The organism is Tannerella forsythia (assembly GCF_001006485.1).
GTDB lineage: Bacteria > Bacteroidota > Bacteroidia > Bacteroidales > Tannerellaceae > Tannerella > Tannerella forsythia.
The window spans coordinates 182,620-198,380 of sequence record NZ_JUET01000076.1 but is presented as its reverse complement, the minus strand read 5'-3'; the positions used below and the strand labels follow the sequence as shown (position 1 = coordinate 198,380).

Here is a 15,761-nt window from a genome sequence, read left to right as displayed (position 1 = left end):
TATGGAAAAGCAATTGGTTACCTTGGCTATTCACACGTATGAAAAGGCTCAGATTCTGAAAACACTGCTTGAGTCGGAAGGAATAGCAACCTATATTCATAATGTGAATCAGATTCAGCCGGTCATCTCAGCCGGTGTGCGTATACGCATCAAAGAAAGCGACTTGCCGCGAGCCTTACGGTTGATTGAAGATACTCAATGGCTGAACGAAGATGAAGCAGAAGAGGTACTCGGGAGGGAAAACCTGAAAAAGGTTTTAATCCCTGTCGATTTCTCGGATTATTCGATTAAGGCTTGTGAAATAGGGATAAATCATGCACATCAGATTGGGGCAGAAGTCATGTTGTTACATGCCTATTTCAGTACGTATATCCCTTCTGCACTACCGTTTGCGACCCGTGAACCGGTGGCGGCCGGAATTCCCAATAATGAAAATATCCACTTGGTTTATAAACAAGTACAAAAGGATATTGAAAATATTTGTACGTTGATAAATCGAAAGATGGAATGTGGAGAATGGCCACGCGTCAAATATAACTATATCTTGAGAGAAGGTTTGCCGGAAGAGGAAATTATGGCTTATGCCAAAGAATATCATCCGACCTTGATCGTCATGGGTACACGCGGGAAAAATCAGAAAAATGCAGACCTGATCGGAAGTGTCACAGGCGAAGTCATTGAACAAACAAAAATGCCGCTTTTGGCGATCCCCGAACATGTTCCTTTCAATAATCTGAGTGTCATCCAACGAATTGCTTTCGCAATTTCTTTTAATCAGCGTGATATATTGGCGTTCGATAAGTTTGTCGATTTCTTCAAAGAACATCCGGAAAAAATTCAAATTCAACTATTTAATATTTCGACCAGTCGCAATGAGTGGAATGATATTCGTTTATCGGGACTGAATGAATATTTGAAGAAACAATATCCGGATTTGAAAATAGCACATACCGTATTGAATGACGGAGATTTATTGGACGCTATTGAGACTTTTGTCGAAGAAAAACAGATCGATATGATCGCATTCAGCACATATCGCCGCAGTATGATCACCCGGATATTTAATCCGAGCCTTGCGCGTAAAATGCTTTTCCATAGTAATACACCGCTTTTGGTGATTCCGATTTAACCATAATTACTATTATGTAAAATAGAATGTATCTTTTGATACGAATCATGCATGCAAAAAAAGAGCTGTCCCCGATTTGAGTTCAGCTCTTTTTTATTTTTAAGAATACATTATTTATTCATTTCGGCTTCTATCTCATCGAACTTCTCATTCATATTCAGATTATAATAGATACCTCTCAATCCGATGAGGAATTCTTTTTCGTCGGGTTTAAGTTCACGTGCCTTTTCAAAGAACGGCAACGCTTTTCTGAAGAGTTCTTCAGCCTTTGCTTTCTCTTGTTTGTATTGAGTGGCGTCCGATATCGAATTCGCTTTATCTAAAGTGCTTACTCCTTGGTTGTAATAAATACGTCCCATGCTGAAGTTATTGGCTGCACTGTTGGGATCCAGTTCAACCGCTTTTTTGTATGCTTCTTCGGCCTGAGCATAATCTTTCAAACCGGTTTCGTAGACGCTTCCTTTTGCATAATACAATTGGGCGCTGTTCGCATTTTTCGAAATAGCGGTACTCAATAATTGCAGAGCCTGATCATTTCTTCCGGTATAGATGTACAGATTAATCAGACTATTCAGGAAATAGCTTGAATCGGGAAACAAGGTCATCCCTTCTTCCAATGTTTTTTCGATGTTTACTGTATCTTTTGCCTGCTCGTACTCGTAGCACAACGACTGATATACATCGTATCGTCGGTAATCCGTATCTTTCGCCCGATTCAAATTCTTAATAGCGAGCTCTACATCATCCAGTTGCATCGCGGCAATAGCCGAATAGAACTGTACGATCATATAGTTCGAGTCTCTCTGGGCTACCTTTTCATCTTTCATAAAAGCCAGGTTGGCAATTTCAATGTACTGATCAAAGAAATCGCACGATTTTTTATAATCTTTCTGATCAAAGTAATAAGCCCCACCGTTCAGATAATAAATATGATTGGCATTAAGCGTCCCTTTGATATGTTTGGCATATTTCGGTTTTACCTTTCCTTTTTCATTCGGGAGTTGGTCCAACTCATAGGCTTTTTTAAAGAATGGTAGAATATTTGCCAGAGCTTCATACATCACCGGTTCATTCGGCTGTTGACCTAATATCTGCTTGGTACTCTCCGAACTGAATTGAGCATCTTCGATTTGTCCGGCCACATACCATGTTTTTGCATCATCCTTTGTTTCCGGATTTTCCAAGGCTCCTTTAATTAAGGTACGCGCTTCGTTAAAGTCCGGCTTCGAATCTTTCGCGATACGCTCAGCCTCCGTTACCGCTTTTTTTTGCGCAAATACAGTGATTGCCATCAGGCAGAAACCGATTGTCATTACTACTTGTTTCATGTCATTTAAAATTTTGATGTTAATACTTTATTCTTTTTCCTCTTCAATTATGTTGTTGTTCTCTTCTATGACCTCCGTACTGTTTTCCGGTTTAATTTCGTTCGTACCGTCTTCTGTTTCTCCGTTGCCCATCTTGTTTTCTTCCGATTCCGATACGACTTTGCATACGGATGCGATCTCATCGTTGCGTTTTTCGAGATTAATCAGTCGAACTCCTTGTGTTGCACGGCCGATAATATTCAAATCAGCAACTTTCATACGGATCGTAATACCGGATTTATTGATGATCATCAAGTCGTTTTCTTCCGTTACGTTCTTAATGCCCACCAATTTACCAGTTTTTTCGGTCACATGGATCGTTTTGACTCCTTTCCCTCCCCGGTTGGTAATCCGGTAGTCGTCGATCTTCGAGCGTTTCCCGTAGCCTTGCTCCGAAACAACGAGAATGGTTTCTTTTTCCGTATCTTTGATACAAACCATACCGATTGCTTCGTCGTTTTCGTCATCTAAGGTCATTCCGCGTACGCCGGCAGCCGTACGTCCCATCACGCGCACTTTGCTTTCATGGAAACGGATGGCCCGACCATTCCGATTGGCAATCAACACGTCGTTGTTTCCATTGGTCAGTCGTACCTGGATGACTCCGTCTCCTTCATGCAGCGTGATCGCGTTGACACCATTTTGGCGCGGACGTGAATAAGCTGCCAGGAGCGTCTTTTTTATCACTCCTTTCTTTGTACAGAAAAGCAAATAATGTGAATTTATGAATTCCGTATCGGTTGTTAAGTTCTTGATCCGGATAAATGCGTTTACACTATCGTCCGAATCGATATTTAAGAAGTTCTGGATCGCTCTTCCTTTCGCATTTTTAGCGCCCTCGGGTATCTCAAATACTTTTTTCCAAAAGCACCGTCCTTTAGCCGTAAAAAACAAAATCGTGGCATGCATCGACGCCGGATAAATATATTCGACGAAGTCTTCTTCGCGTGTTTCGGAGCCTTTCGCCCCTACTCCCCCTCGTGCTTGTGCACGGAACTCGCTCAACGGAGTACGTTTAATATATCCCATATGCGAGATGGTAATAATCATCTCATCATCGGCATAAAAATCTTCCGGGTTCAATTCTTCGGAAGCGTAAACGATGTCGGTCTTACGCTCATCTCCATATTTATCCATAATTTCCTGAAATTCGTCCCGAATGACTCCCATCAACATATCTTCATTTTCCAGAATTTCTTTCAATCGTACGATTAATTTCTCGATTTCTTCATATTCCGCGCGCAGCTTTTCCTGTTCAAGTCCTGTTAATTGACGTAACCGCATCTCAACGATCGCCCGGGCTTGTATTTCAGTCAATTCGAAACGTGCCATCAAATGGCTGATCGCTTCCTGAGGATTGCCTGATTTCTTTATAATGGCGATCACTTCGTCGATGTTGTCTGAAGCAATAATCAATCCTTCCAGAATATGAGCGCGTTCTTCGGCTTTTTTCAGATCGTATTTCGTGCGACGTATCACAACATCTCGCCGATGATCGACAAAATTTCCGATCAATTCTTTCAGATTCATCAGTTTCGGTCGCCCATTCACCAATGCGATATTGTTGACGCTGAATGACGACTGCAAAGTCGTCATTTTATACAGCTTATTAAGTACGACATTCGCATTCGCCTCGCGTTTCACATCGACCACGATACGCATGCCACTACGGTCTGATTCGTCATTCACATTGGAGATGCCGTCCATACGTTTTTCGTTTACGAGATCGGCAATCGCTTTGATCAGTTCGGCTTTATTTACAAGGTAGGGAATCTCACTGATGATGATTTTGTCATGCGCCGGTGCACTTTCTATTTCGGCTTTTCCACGCAGTATGATACGTCCGCGTCCCGTCTCAAAGGCATCTTTGACGCCGGCATACCCGTAGATAGTTGCCCCTGTCGGAAAATCAGGTGCTTTTACGTAAGCCATCAGTCCGGGCACATCGATTTCTCCGCGAGCATCGATATAAGCTTGACAAGCCTGAAGCACCTCCTTCATATTGTGCGGAGGCATATTGGTTGCCATTCCTACCGCAATACCCGAGGCTCCGTTGATCAAGAGGTTCGGTATACGTGTGGGAAGCACGATGGGTTCCCGTAAGGTGTCATCAAAATTCAGTTGGAAATCAACCGTATCCTTATCAATGTCGCGTAACATCTCTTCGGCCAGTTTGCTCATACGCGCTTCCGTATAACGCATCGCCGCCGGATTGTCTCCGTCTACAGAACCAAAATTCCCCTGTCCGTCTACTAAGGTATAACGCATCGACCAGTTTTGTGCCAAACGAACCAGTGCGAAATAAACCGAGGAGTCCCCATGCGGATGATACTTACCCAATACTTCTCCGACAATTCTCGCCGATTTTTTGTACGGTTTATCGGAGGTATTCCCCAATTCACTCATACCAAATAAGATGCGTCGATGGACGGGTTTGAATCCATCTCTTACATCCGGAAGCGCACGTGAAACAATGACCGACATCGAATAATCAATGTAGGCCGATTTCATCTCATTATTAATGTCAATCTTAATAATTCTATCTTTTTCAGTCATTTATTATGTTGTTAAGAATTCTTCAACTGTATATTTGAAAAAAACACGCTAATTTACGGGTTTTTCAACAATGGACAAATGTTTTGCTGTGAAAAAATGCAAGAATATGTTCAATATTCTTCAGTACCCCTTAAAAGTGGGCACTGCCTTATTGAAGAATGTGATAATCGGATGATATTCTGTATGATATTGTGGCATGCAGACAAAAAGCATTTTTTTTAATAATCTTAATAAGATTCTTTCGTTATTCAATCAATTATCTTTTAAATTTGCATCGCAAATAGTTTAATCATGCAATAGAGATGAAGGTATATATCGTGAAACCCCTTTTGGTTTGGACAGTAACCGTCAGCCTTTTATCGGCATGCGGTTCGGATGCTAAAAAGGTAAAAGAAAATGATATTCGTTTTGATACGATCGCTGTAAAAGAGAGCTATCATATGAAAAAGATAGAGACGAATCCCGGCTGTTCATTGCAAATAAACTTCCTGTTTCCGGCCGAATATCAAAATCCGCATGTTCTGAAAGCCGTACAACAGCAGTTTATTAAAACTTTTTTAGGCGATGATTATATGCAGTTTTCGCCAAGAGAGGCCGTGAGTCAATATGCTGCGAATTATCTGAATGATTTTAAGAAGCGGGAAACAGACTTTGAATCGGATGTTGAAGAGCATGGTTCGGAGCCCAACGATGAATGGTATTCAAGCTATGAGATTCTCGGCGACAGTATTTACTATAATCAAAATGATTTGTTAAGTATGGTGGTGTCGAAGGAATACGATACGGGAGGGGCGCATGACGCACACTATTATACGAACCGTGTTTTTGACCTGAAGACAGGTGAACGAATAACGGAAGCGGAAATTTTCGTCGAAGATTATCAGGATGATCTTGCTAAAATTATTGTAGACGCCATTGCACTCTGCAATAATGTAGATAAAGCATCAGACCTTGAGAATATCGGTTTTTTCAATATCAATGAGATTTATCCGAACAAGAATTTTTATGTGGATGATATAGGTATTACGTACACGTTTAATGAATATGAGATTGCAGCGTATGTAGTAGGTGCCACCTCCGTCCGGATTCCATACGAAAAGATACGCCATTTGCTGCGTAAAGAGAGTCCGATCGCCCGGATCGCTTTTTGAGCCATGGAGGTTATCGATCGTTATTATCCCAATTTGAGCGAGTTGCAACGCGAGCAATACGCGGCATTGCATGATCTTTATGCAGAATGGAATGCGAAGATCAACGTCATATCCCGGAAAGATATGGACAACTTGTATATTCACCATGTGCTGCATTCGCTAAGCATTGAAAAATTAGTTCGTTTCAAGCCCGGAACGACAGTCATGGATGTCGGTACGGGAGGAGGATTTCCGGGCATCCCGCTGGCCATTCTTTTTCCGGATGTCTCGTTTCATTTGATCGACGGTATCGGAAAGAAAATTAAAGTGGTGCAGGCGGTGGCAGAGGCTCTCGGGCTGAAAAATGTCACGACATGTCATGAACGGGTGGAAAGTGAAAAGGAGCATTTTGACTTTATGGTAAGCCGTGCGGTAATGTCCCTGCAGGAATTAGCCAAGCTGGTTCGTAAAAACGTACGAGACAGGCAGCAGAATGCGCTTCCCAACGGTTTGATATGCCTGAAAGGCGGAGAGCTTCAACACGAGACAGCTCCCTTTCGCAAGCAGGCCGTGTGCTTAAACTTGAATACCTATTACAAAGAACCTTTTTTTGAGACAAAAAAAATAGTATATATCCCATTATGATTAAAATCAAGTGTTTTGAATTCAATCTGTTTTCCGAAAACACGTATGTGCTTTACGACGAAACGAAAGAAGCGGTGATTATCGATTGCGGCTGCATGTCGGCCGATGAAGAGAAACGCTTGTCGGAATTTATTGCGGGTCATGAGCTGGCACCGAAGCTTCTGCTTTGTACACACCTGCATCTTGACCATATCTTAGGCAACGCCTTTGTCCATAGAACGTATGGACTTTTGCCCAAAGCACATCGGCTGGAGGTCGAACAGATTCCTCCTCTCGACGTTCAGATGAAACAGATGGGGCTTCATGCTTCCGTCGATGCCGTTCCGGTAACAAGTTTTCTGAACGAAAACGAACCGATCCGCTTCGGTCATTCGGAGCTTGCCGTATTATTCGTTCCGGGACATTCGCCCGGCAGTCTGGTCTTTTACAGCCCTGCGGATGGCTTCGTCCTCTCCGGAGATACGCTGTTTGCAGGAAGTATCGGACGAACAGACTTGTGGGGAGGAAGTTACGGGAGGCTTGTTTCAGCGATCCGAAACAAAATCCTATCCTTGCCTGACGAAACGCTGGTCTGTCCGGGGCATGGCCCGTCTACGACCGTCATCGAAGAGAAATTACATAATCCTTATTTATAAATTGTATAAAGTAACACATGGAGACCAATAAATTTGCAAATCGCCACATAGGCGTTACAACCGATGAAGACAAAGCCGCGATGCTTAAAGCTGTCGGTGTGAAATCGACAGACGAATTGATTGACCGGATCATTCCTTCGAATATTCGTCTGAGAAAACCGCTTCACTTGCCTGCACCGATGACGGAGCGGGAATTTGCGGAACACATTGCCGAGCTTGCCTCTAAGAATAAAATCTTTACATCCTATATCGGCATGGGCTGGTATGATACGGTATGCCCTGCTCCCATTTTGCGGAATGTGTTTGAGAATCCGAACTGGTACACTTCGTACACGCCTTATCAGGCCGAAGTTTCCCAGGGCCGGTTAGAAGCTTTGTTCAACTTTCAGACCGTGATCTGCGAGTTGACCGGAATGCCGCTGACCAACTGTTCCCTGTTAGACGAAGCGACAGCGGCTGCTGAAGCTGCGACGATGCTCTTCCACACGCGTAGCCGTGAGCAAGTGAAAAATAAAGCAAATCAATTGTTTGTCGATGAAAACGTGTATGAGTCGACCCTGGCCGTTATACGGACACGGATGTCTCCGCAAGGCATCGAGGTGGTGACGGGTAATTACCGTGAAGTAGCCTTATCCGGTAAGATGTTCGGGGCGATCCTCCAATATCCTGACGGCAACGGCACTGTCAACGACTATCAGGATTTCGTGGCCGCGGCGCATGACGAGGGCATACGTGTTGCCGTAGCGGCCGATCTGATGAGCCTCGTTCTGCTGACACCTCCCGGCGAATGGGGAGCAGACATCGTGTTCGGAACATCGCAACGTTTCGGAATTCCGATGTTTTACGGTGGACCTTCGGCGGCGTATTTTGCTACGAAAGACGAGTACAAGCGAATGATTCCGGGACGTATCATCGGGCTTTCGGTCGATGCGTATGGACATCCGGCTTACCGTCTGGCGCTTCAGACACGCGAGCAACATATCAAGCGCGAGAAAGCGACATCAAATATCTGTACCGCGCAGGCACTTCTGGCTACGATGGCAGGTTTTTACGCGGTGTATCACGGTGCCGAAGGGCTAACGGACATCGCTTCACGGATTCACCGTTACGCCGGTTTCCTGGCCGACGAACTTGAGAGACTCGGCTATAAACAATTGAATGCAAATTTCTTCGATACATTAAAGATCGAACTACCCTCCCATGTGCCGGTAAATACGCTGCGTGAAATCGCATTGGAGTGCAACATCAACCTCCGGTATTTCGAAGAGGGGTATGTAGGAATCAGTATTGATGAAACAACACGCCCCGAACATATCCACATTCTGTTGCAAATCTTTTCCGGAGTTGCGGGACTGCCTAATCCGTCGGCAACGGATATCCCTGCAAAGCTCTATTTCGATCTTACATTCCTGCGTACGTCGTCCTTCCTGCAACAGGATACGTTTAAAAAATACCGTACCGAAACGGAATTGATGCGATATATCAAACGTTTGGAACGCAGAGATATTTCGCTGGCTCATTCGATGATTCCGCTGGGATCGTGCACGATGAAACTGAACGCAGCCTCCGAATTACTTCCGTTGCTCAATCCTGCTTTTCAGAATATCCATCCTTATGCACCGGTCGATCAGGTGAATGGTTATATGGAACTGATTGAAAATCTGTCGTCCTACCTGATTGAGATTACCGGGTTGAAGGGGGTAACCCTGCAACCCAATTCGGGGGCAGCCGGTGAATATACGGGATTGCGGATCATTCGCGCTTATCTTGAAAGTATCGGACAGGGACACCGTCGGGTGGTGCTGCTGCCCGCTTCGGCACACGGCACAAATCCGGCCAGTGCCATTCAGTGCGGGTTTACAACGGTTACCGTACGCTGCGATGAAAAAGGCAACATCGATTTGACCGACTTCCGAACGAAAGCCGAAGAGCAGAAAGACGTTCTTGCCGCAAGCATGATTACTTATCCGTCTACGCACGGTATCTTCGAGGCAGACATCAAAGAGATGTGCGACATCGTTCACGCGTGCGGAGGACAAGTGTATATGGATGGCGCCAATATGAATGCGCAGGTCGGATTGACCGGCCCGGGAGTGGTCGGCGCCGACATATGCCATCTGAACTTGCATAAAACATTTGCGTCGCCTCATGGCGGTGGCGGACCCGGTGTGGGTCCGGTATGCGTAGCTGAGCATTTGCTCCCTTTCCTCCCCTCCCACCCCGTGACGTTCGGTAACAGCCGAAACACTGTTGCATCAGCACCTTACGGAAGTGCCGGCATCTTGCCGATCACGTATGCTTATATTCGTCTGATGGGGGCTGACGGACTTACAGAGGCCACGCGAATCGCGATGCTAAATGCCAACTATTTGGCCGAAAGATTGAAAGAAGCTTACGGTATTGTGTACACGGGAGCTGATGGGCGCGTCGGTCATGAGCTGATACTCGAATGTCGTGTGCTTAAAGAACGTACCGGAATCGAAGAGAACGATATTGCCAAACGGTTGATGGATTTCGGATACCATGCCCCTACCCTTTCTTTTCCGGTGCACGGAACTCTGATGGTAGAGCCGACCGAAAGCGAAAGCAAGGAGGAGTTAGACCGTTTTGTCGAAGTAATGGAATGTATTCGCCGAGAAATAGATGAAGTGGAAAACGGTATTGCATCGAAGGACGATAATGTACTCAAAAATGCTCCGCATCCCGAATACGAAGTCACTGCCGACGAATGGCACCATTCTTATTCACGTTCCAAGGCAGCTTTCCCGCTGGAATGGCTGCATGACAACAAGTTCTGGATTAATGTGGCACGTGTTAACAATGCGTATGGCGACCGCAACTTAGTCCCGACCCTTTGCAGTTGTCCATAGTCACAACATGGGATAGTAATCTAAATTTAGAGAGGAGAAGCCAATACGGCATTCCCTCTCTTCGTTAAAAGCCCGTATTTCTCTTTCGCCCTGCTCGCTGCTCCGTCGGCTCATCGCCCGAGGCCCATGGACGAACGCCGAAATGAATGGTCCATGGTTATTTTCTAAATACATGATTCGGCGTGTACCACGCATAACAATTAACCATTGACAATTAACAATTAATTTGTCATTCAGAGCGAAGCGAAGAATCTCTTTCCTTTCCTCGCGGGATTCCTCACTATGTTCGGAATGACAAAGGGTGGCGTTCGGATTCCGTGTACCCGGCATAACAATTAACCATTAATTTGTCATTCAGAGCGAAGCGAAGAATCTCCTTCTTTTTCCTCGCGAGATTCCTCACTACGTTCGGAATGACAAAGGGGGGGGCGGACACGGAGCCCGCCCCTTTCCTTCGCAGCTTGTGGTTATCGAATCACAACCTTTGTTGTCTGCTGTCCTATGCGCACGGCATAGAAACCCGCGGGCAGATGTTCGACGGGAGTCGTACCCGTGGATGCCTTGAACTTCTTCAGCAGGAGGCCGGAGAAATTGAACACTTCGACATCGATCAGTTGCTCGGTCGAGACGTACAGTATGCCGTCGGCCGCCCATACGCGAGAGTTCGAGTCATCGACAATCAGTTCGTTAGCATTGCCTTCGCCGCCTTTCTTGACGGTGATGTAGCAGTTGGCTTTCTGGCCACCGCTCAGCGTGACGGTGATCACGGCATCTCCTTCGGCTACGGCTTTCACCTTACCGTCCTTGTTGACCTCGGCCACGCCCGGGCGGTTCGTGCTCCAGCTCTTGGTCATGGGCGAATCCCACGGTTCGGTCGTGGCCGTAAGTTCGAGCGATTCCCCCAAGCCGAGCCTAAAGGCACTGGGCGTAATCTTGACGGACGTGCCTTTGACACGGACGGTGCAGAAGTCTGTCCATCCGCCATCATCGGCCGTAGCCGTGATCAGGGCGGTGCCGCCGGGCAGGTGAGCCGTCACGACGCCGTCGCTGCTGACGCTGGCCACTGTCGGATCGCTCGACGACCAGGTGAAGCCTTTACTCGCGGCATCGGCCGGCAGAACGCGTGCGGTAAGCGTAGCCGTTCCGCCTTCGTAGAGCGATATATCCGTCTGATCGACTACGATGCCCGTTGCTGCAATGACGAGGATCGGGGTCTTGACTGTGAGCGTGCTTTGGCCGTACTTACCGCTGCCGTCGTTGGTCGTAGCGGTGATGGTCGTTGTGCCGGCCTTCAGGGCATTGATGAATCCGCCGCCTTTGCTTACGGTCGCCACCGTCGGGTCGCTGCTTGTCCAGGTCAAGGCTTTTTCGTCGGCGTCGTCGGGCTCCACAATGCCACTGTAGTAGAAGATGTCGCCTTCAACCATCGTATGCACTGCCGGCATGACGGAGACGTCGGTGACGAGTTTCCGGACTTTTTTCGCCTTGACGCGCACTTCGATGGTTTCCGATTTCGTGCCGTCAGCCTTGTCGTTGGCCGTAGCGGTGATTTCGGCTTTACCCGGTGCGAGGGCTGTGACTTCGCCCGTTACGGCATCAACCGAAGCGATGGCCGGCAGGTTGGACGACCAGGTGACGGTCTTATCTTTGGCATCGGCGGGCAAAACGGTGGCTGTGAGCGTGGCTTTGTTTTCCGTTTCGAGGTCGAGCGACGTGGGTGCGATACTTACGGAAGCCGGATGTACCGTTTTGTCGGATGCTTTCGTCTTGGTTTTGAGCTTCCACGTGTAGTCGGCCGAGTTAGCGGCTTCGTCATAGACGGTGACGCAGATGTTGTATTCGGTATCGGGCTGCAGTCCGGTGACGGTGTGCGAAAGCGCGTTCTTGCCGAGAGTATTCCCCGGCCAATACGATGCGTCAGACCGCGAGAAGAAAAATGTGTAACGCAGGTCGTTCGTTGCGGTCACCTTGTCGGCTGCGGCCGGCCACGAGACGTTCAGCGACGTCTCGGTCGCAGTGACGGAGAGCTCCTGACCGTTGGGGAAGTAAGGCGGCTCAGTGTCGGGCACGACTTTCTTCTTGGTCTTGATGATCGTATCGAGGGACTTACTCCAGTTGCCCACCTCATCGATGGCATATACCTGGAATTTATACTTTGTGTCCTGCGCAAGTAGGTCAAAAGTGTGTGAATCGACGTCGATACCAATAGAATAATTGTACTTCCAGTTTTTGTATATTGTATATCGAATCTTGTTTTGCGGCGTTCGGTCGTCCGTAGCTTTCGGCCACGAGATTTTGACGGTCGTTTCGGTCACTTCGTCCACCTTCACTCGAGCACCTTCGGGGAATGTGGGCGGGGTTTTATCAACAAGTTTGTCGGTTCGGGCTTCCGCCTTGTCAGTATAGACCAATGTTATGTCCATACTTTTATGGAAGACCAAGACCCAAAACTCATACTCCGTATCGGCCATAAGCCCGGTCACGGTGTGTTCCGTCTCTCCGTAGAGCAATGTGCTGTGTTTCCATGTCTCCTCACCTTTCAGTCGATAGACTATGGAGTACTTGATCTCCGAATGCGGTCGGGTGCCGTAGGTGGCGGCGTGCCATTGCAGTGAGACGGAATGGTCCGTTTTGCCGGTGACGGTGAGGGTTTTGTCCTTGAGCACCAGCTCTGGAGTAGTCTCTTTAGTTTGGACTGTTTTTTTACCGTAGTAGCTCGCGTTGCCGGCTCCATCGCAGACTTTCACATCTACATCGTACTTGGTCTTCGGTGTGAGGTCTTCGATGGTGTATGACGTCATGTCTTTAGGCATCTTGTCCTCACTGTGGCTATACTTCCATGACTTATCCGATGTTCTTTTCCACCGGACTCGATAGCGCAGATTGCCCGGTAACGTTTTGTTGTCGGAGGCTCTTTTCCAGCTCAGGGCGATGGTCTTGTCGGTGGGAGTGGCGGTCAGATCACCTTTCGCAGTAGGCGGAGTATCGTCTTCGTCACTCATCCACGATTTGGGTGCGATGATCACCTCTTTGGCTAAGTTGCCCACGCCGTCCGTTACGGTCTTCTTGCTGTAGTTGAACTGACCACTGGCGGGCTTATGGATTTTGGAATTGGCGTTTATCCGCAGGTTATCCACATTGGTGAAGGCGCCTATATCACTATGTGTATTAGCGGATGTTATCTTCAGGAAAGCCCCCTCGTGCACCGAGACGGTCGAAGGGGAAGGCTGACGATGGGTGCCGATGCCGGCATTGTTCTTTACGTTGATGCAAAGTTCCTTGCAATGTACGTCCAAATGGGCTCCGGCACGCATTTCCACTGTGGCACAGTAGTAACCGTCTTCACAGTTGACGGTCAGCGTGCCCGGCCCTTTAATGTCGAGTGTGCCCTTTCCCATCCCCTCACCATACGTGATGAGAGCGGTTTTGCAATTGACCGTATTCGTTCCTATCACCTCGATCTTGAGCTGGCTCTTATTTATCTCATCATTGGGCCTGATAGCGATCCCATCGAGGCCGCTCAATTTGCAGGAGAGGGTGAGGTTCTCCATGGTGAGCGTGTGGGTCGAATGATCGTATGACAGCTTACCCGAGGCTTCGAAAAACTTAATGCTATACTTATATGCGTAGTCGTTAACGGCTTTGACGAGATCGTGGCAGTTTTTATCTGTGATATCTACCCCAAACAGCTTGCCGTACTTTTCGGCTCGCAACGTATTCGTTGCACCTATCCACCCTATCAGGGTGAGAAGCGTTAATAATATTAATCGTTTCATATTGTTTTGATTTTAAATGGTTATTAATTCGTTAAAGATGGTCTGTCGCCCGATTATTTGACGAAAATCATCGCTTCGGCTTTGAGGTTTCCGGCGGTGACGGTCAATACGGCCTGACCCGGTCGGAGGGCGTCGATATAGCAGTTGCCATTTTCGGTGCGTAAGATTTTCGTTACCGAAGTGCCTTCGGTGACTTTCCAGCTGAGTGCAGGCAGCGTGGCATTCTCAGGCGTGGTTTTGACGTGGAACTTGCCTCGGTCGCCGGCATAGAGTTCGATGCTTGCGGGCACGATGTCGATGGTCTTGAATTCTCCGGCCTCCGTGACGGTAACGGTGCACGAGGCTGATACTTTGCCGACGGTGAAGTGGAGGGTCGTCGTGCCTGCGGCCACCGCTTCGACGGTAGCGGACAATCCGTTGGGTGTAACGTTGGCCGTACGCTCGTCGTCGATGCTCCACTTCAGCGAGCCCTGATTGTAATTGTCGGGCCGTACGGTAGCGTCGACGGAGGCCTGTTCACCGACTTTGAGGGTCAGTCGTGCGGGACTCAGCGTGGCGCTTTCAGGCCACACCTCGGTCTGCGCCTTGGTGACGGTGATGACGCAGCTGGCGTTAGCATTGCCGATGGTGAAGTGGAGCGTGGTGGTGCCTACGGCGAGGCCTTTGACGGTGGCCGTGAGTCCGCTGCCGGTGACGGAGGCGATGTTCTGGTTTTCCACGCTCCATTGCGGTGTGCCCTGATTGTAGTTGGCAGGCAGCACGGCGGCCTCTATGGAGGCCTCTTCGCCCTCCCTGAGGGTAATCCGGGCGGGGCTCAGCGTGGCGCTTTGGGGCCACACCTCGGTCTGCGCCTCGGTGACAGTGACGGCGCACTCGGCGGTGACAACATAAGAACCGGATATAAGTCTGAGGACTTGTATCTTTGTTGTTCCGGGGGCTACGGCCGTGACGGTGAACGATGCCGTCCCGACGCCATCGGGCGGATTAACAGTCGCAATACTCCTATTCAGACTCTTGATTCCGTAACCGATGGTTACCGTATCGGGCGTTACAGTGAGGGTGGCTGTCTCGCCGACCTTAAGGTTCATCGTTGTGGGAGAGATGCCAATTCCTGCATAAGCTCCTCTTACGAAGGTCATTGCAAAGATCGCAATGAACATTGTTGAATAAAATACTCTTTTTGCCATGATAATTTGAATTAAAATGTGAATATAATATATTTTAATTAATTGTTATTCAGTTTTCAGTCCCCTGTATTCCCCCTTCGCTTCGCTTTTCCCCCCTTTGAAGGGGGGGAAGGGGGGATGTTCCTCTGCGTTCGGTCTTTTGTCATTCAGAGCGTAAGCGAAGAATCTCCTTTCTCTCACTTTTGGCTTGACTCAAAAGTAACCCAAAGGTCAAGGCTTCGTGCGCTTCACACGCCTTCGCGATGCTTGCAGGTCGGAAAATCAGGTAACTCGCTTCGCTTCGGACAGCCTGATTTTCTTTCGCCCTGCTCGCTGCTCCGTCGGCTCACCGCCCGAGGCTCATCGACGAACGTCCCTGCGTTCGCCTGTTTCCCCAACGCTTCGTTCCATATTGGGCTGAATGAACGCGCCCTTTCAGGGCTTTGTCAGTTGTCAGTTCAGCAGCTCAACAAAGCTCTTAACCGCA

At 48.0% G+C, this 15,761-nt stretch carries 10 protein-coding genes; 5 read left to right on the top strand and 5 right to left on the bottom strand.

Annotation, left to right across the window (positions count from 1 at the left end; translation table 11 throughout):
* The first annotated feature begins 1 nt into the window (after nt 1).
* A complete protein-coding gene (locus Tanf_RS07280; RefSeq protein WP_046825394.1) occupies nt 2–1,129 on the top strand; it encodes a universal stress protein in 1,128 nt (375 codons plus the stop codon).
* Between the two features lie 110 nt (nt 1,130–1,239).
* Here Tanf_RS07280 and Tanf_RS07275 read toward each other — a convergent pair whose 3' ends face one another.
* Both Tanf_RS07275 and gyrA read right to left on the bottom strand, forming a co-directional pair.
* Nucleotides 1,240–2,457: a tetratricopeptide repeat protein gene (locus tag Tanf_RS07275; protein ID WP_041590917.1), complete on the bottom strand. Its 1,218-nt coding sequence runs from the start codon at nt 2,455–2,457 to the stop codon at nt 1,240–1,242.
* Between the two features lie 27 nt (nt 2,458–2,484).
* Entirely contained in the window at nt 2,485–5,052 is a 2,568-nt protein-coding gene (gyrA, locus tag Tanf_RS07270; RefSeq protein ID WP_046825393.1) for a DNA gyrase subunit A, read from the bottom strand.
* Between the two features lie 302 nt (nt 5,053–5,354).
* On the opposite strand from gyrA, the gene Tanf_RS07265 reads away from it, so the two are divergent.
* From Tanf_RS07265 to gcvP, 4 genes are read left to right on the top strand one after another with little or no spacing between them, the layout of a single operon-like run.
* Entirely contained in the window at nt 5,355–6,203 is an 849-nt protein-coding gene (locus Tanf_RS07265) for an RsiV family protein (RefSeq protein ID WP_014225985.1), read from the top strand.
* Between the two features lie 3 nt (nt 6,204–6,206).
* Nucleotides 6,207–6,827, top strand: a complete 621-nt coding sequence (gene rsmG, locus Tanf_RS07260) for a 16S rRNA (guanine(527)-N(7))-methyltransferase RsmG (protein ID WP_014225984.1) — start codon at nt 6,207–6,209, stop codon at nt 6,825–6,827.
* Nucleotides 6,824–7,462: an MBL fold metallo-hydrolase gene (locus tag Tanf_RS07255; protein WP_014225983.1), complete on the top strand. Its 639-nt coding sequence runs from the start codon at nt 6,824–6,826 to the stop codon at nt 7,460–7,462. The genes rsmG and Tanf_RS07255 overlap by 4 nt, the downstream gene beginning before the upstream one ends.
* Before the next feature lie 17 nt (nt 7,463–7,479).
* Nucleotides 7,480–10,332, top strand: a complete 2,853-nt coding sequence (gene gcvP, locus Tanf_RS07250) for an aminomethyl-transferring glycine dehydrogenase (RefSeq protein WP_046825392.1) — start codon at nt 7,480–7,482, stop codon at nt 10,330–10,332.
* A gap of 467 nt (nt 10,333–10,799) precedes the next feature.
* Here gcvP and Tanf_RS07240 read toward each other — a convergent pair whose 3' ends face one another.
* From Tanf_RS07240 to Tanf_RS15095, 3 genes are all read right to left on the bottom strand, one after another.
* Nucleotides 10,800–14,108, bottom strand: coding sequence for an Ig-like domain-containing protein (locus Tanf_RS07240; RefSeq protein WP_080948584.1), 3,309 nt, complete (start codon nt 14,106–14,108; stop codon nt 10,800–10,802).
* 53 nt (nt 14,109–14,161) lie between these two features.
* Nucleotides 14,162–15,295 carry an Ig-like domain-containing protein gene (locus Tanf_RS07235; RefSeq protein WP_080948583.1) on the bottom strand — a complete coding sequence of 378 codons (1,134 nt, stop codon included), beginning with the start codon at nt 15,293–15,295 and terminating at the stop codon, nt 14,162–14,164.
* Between the two features lie 227 nt (nt 15,296–15,522).
* Complete coding sequence (locus Tanf_RS15095; RefSeq protein WP_161794949.1) at nt 15,523–15,672, bottom strand: hypothetical protein; 150 nt, start codon at nt 15,670–15,672, stop codon at nt 15,523–15,525.
* Nucleotides 15,673–15,761 lie beyond the last annotated feature (89 nt).

What these genes read in the sequence shown, in the direction of transcription:
- Tanf_RS07280 (WP_046825394.1), top strand. Translation starts at nt 2, where the DNA reads ATGGAAAAGCAATTGGTTACCTTGGCTATTCACACGTATGAAAAGGCT.
- Tanf_RS07235 (WP_080948583.1), bottom strand. Translation starts at nt 15,295, where the DNA reads ATGGCAAAAAGAGTATTTTATTCAACAATGTTCATTGCGATCTTTGCA.
- gcvP (WP_046825392.1), top strand. Translation starts at nt 7,480, where the DNA reads ATGGAGACCAATAAATTTGCAAATCGCCACATAGGCGTTACAACCGAT.
- gyrA (WP_046825393.1), bottom strand. Translation starts at nt 5,052, where the DNA reads ATGACTGAAAAAGATAGAATTATTAAGATTGACATTAATAATGAGATG.
- Tanf_RS07275 (WP_041590917.1), bottom strand. Translation starts at nt 2,457, where the DNA reads ATGAAACAAGTAGTAATGACAATCGGTTTCTGCCTGATGGCAATCACT.
- Tanf_RS07240 (WP_080948584.1), bottom strand. Translation starts at nt 14,108, where the DNA reads ATGAAACGATTAATATTATTAACGCTTCTCACCCTGATAGGGTGGATA.
- rsmG (WP_014225984.1), top strand. Translation starts at nt 6,207, where the DNA reads ATGGAGGTTATCGATCGTTATTATCCCAATTTGAGCGAGTTGCAACGC.
- Tanf_RS07255 (WP_014225983.1), top strand. Translation starts at nt 6,824, where the DNA reads ATGATTAAAATCAAGTGTTTTGAATTCAATCTGTTTTCCGAAAACACG.
- Tanf_RS07265 (WP_014225985.1), top strand. Translation starts at nt 5,355, where the DNA reads ATGAAGGTATATATCGTGAAACCCCTTTTGGTTTGGACAGTAACCGTC.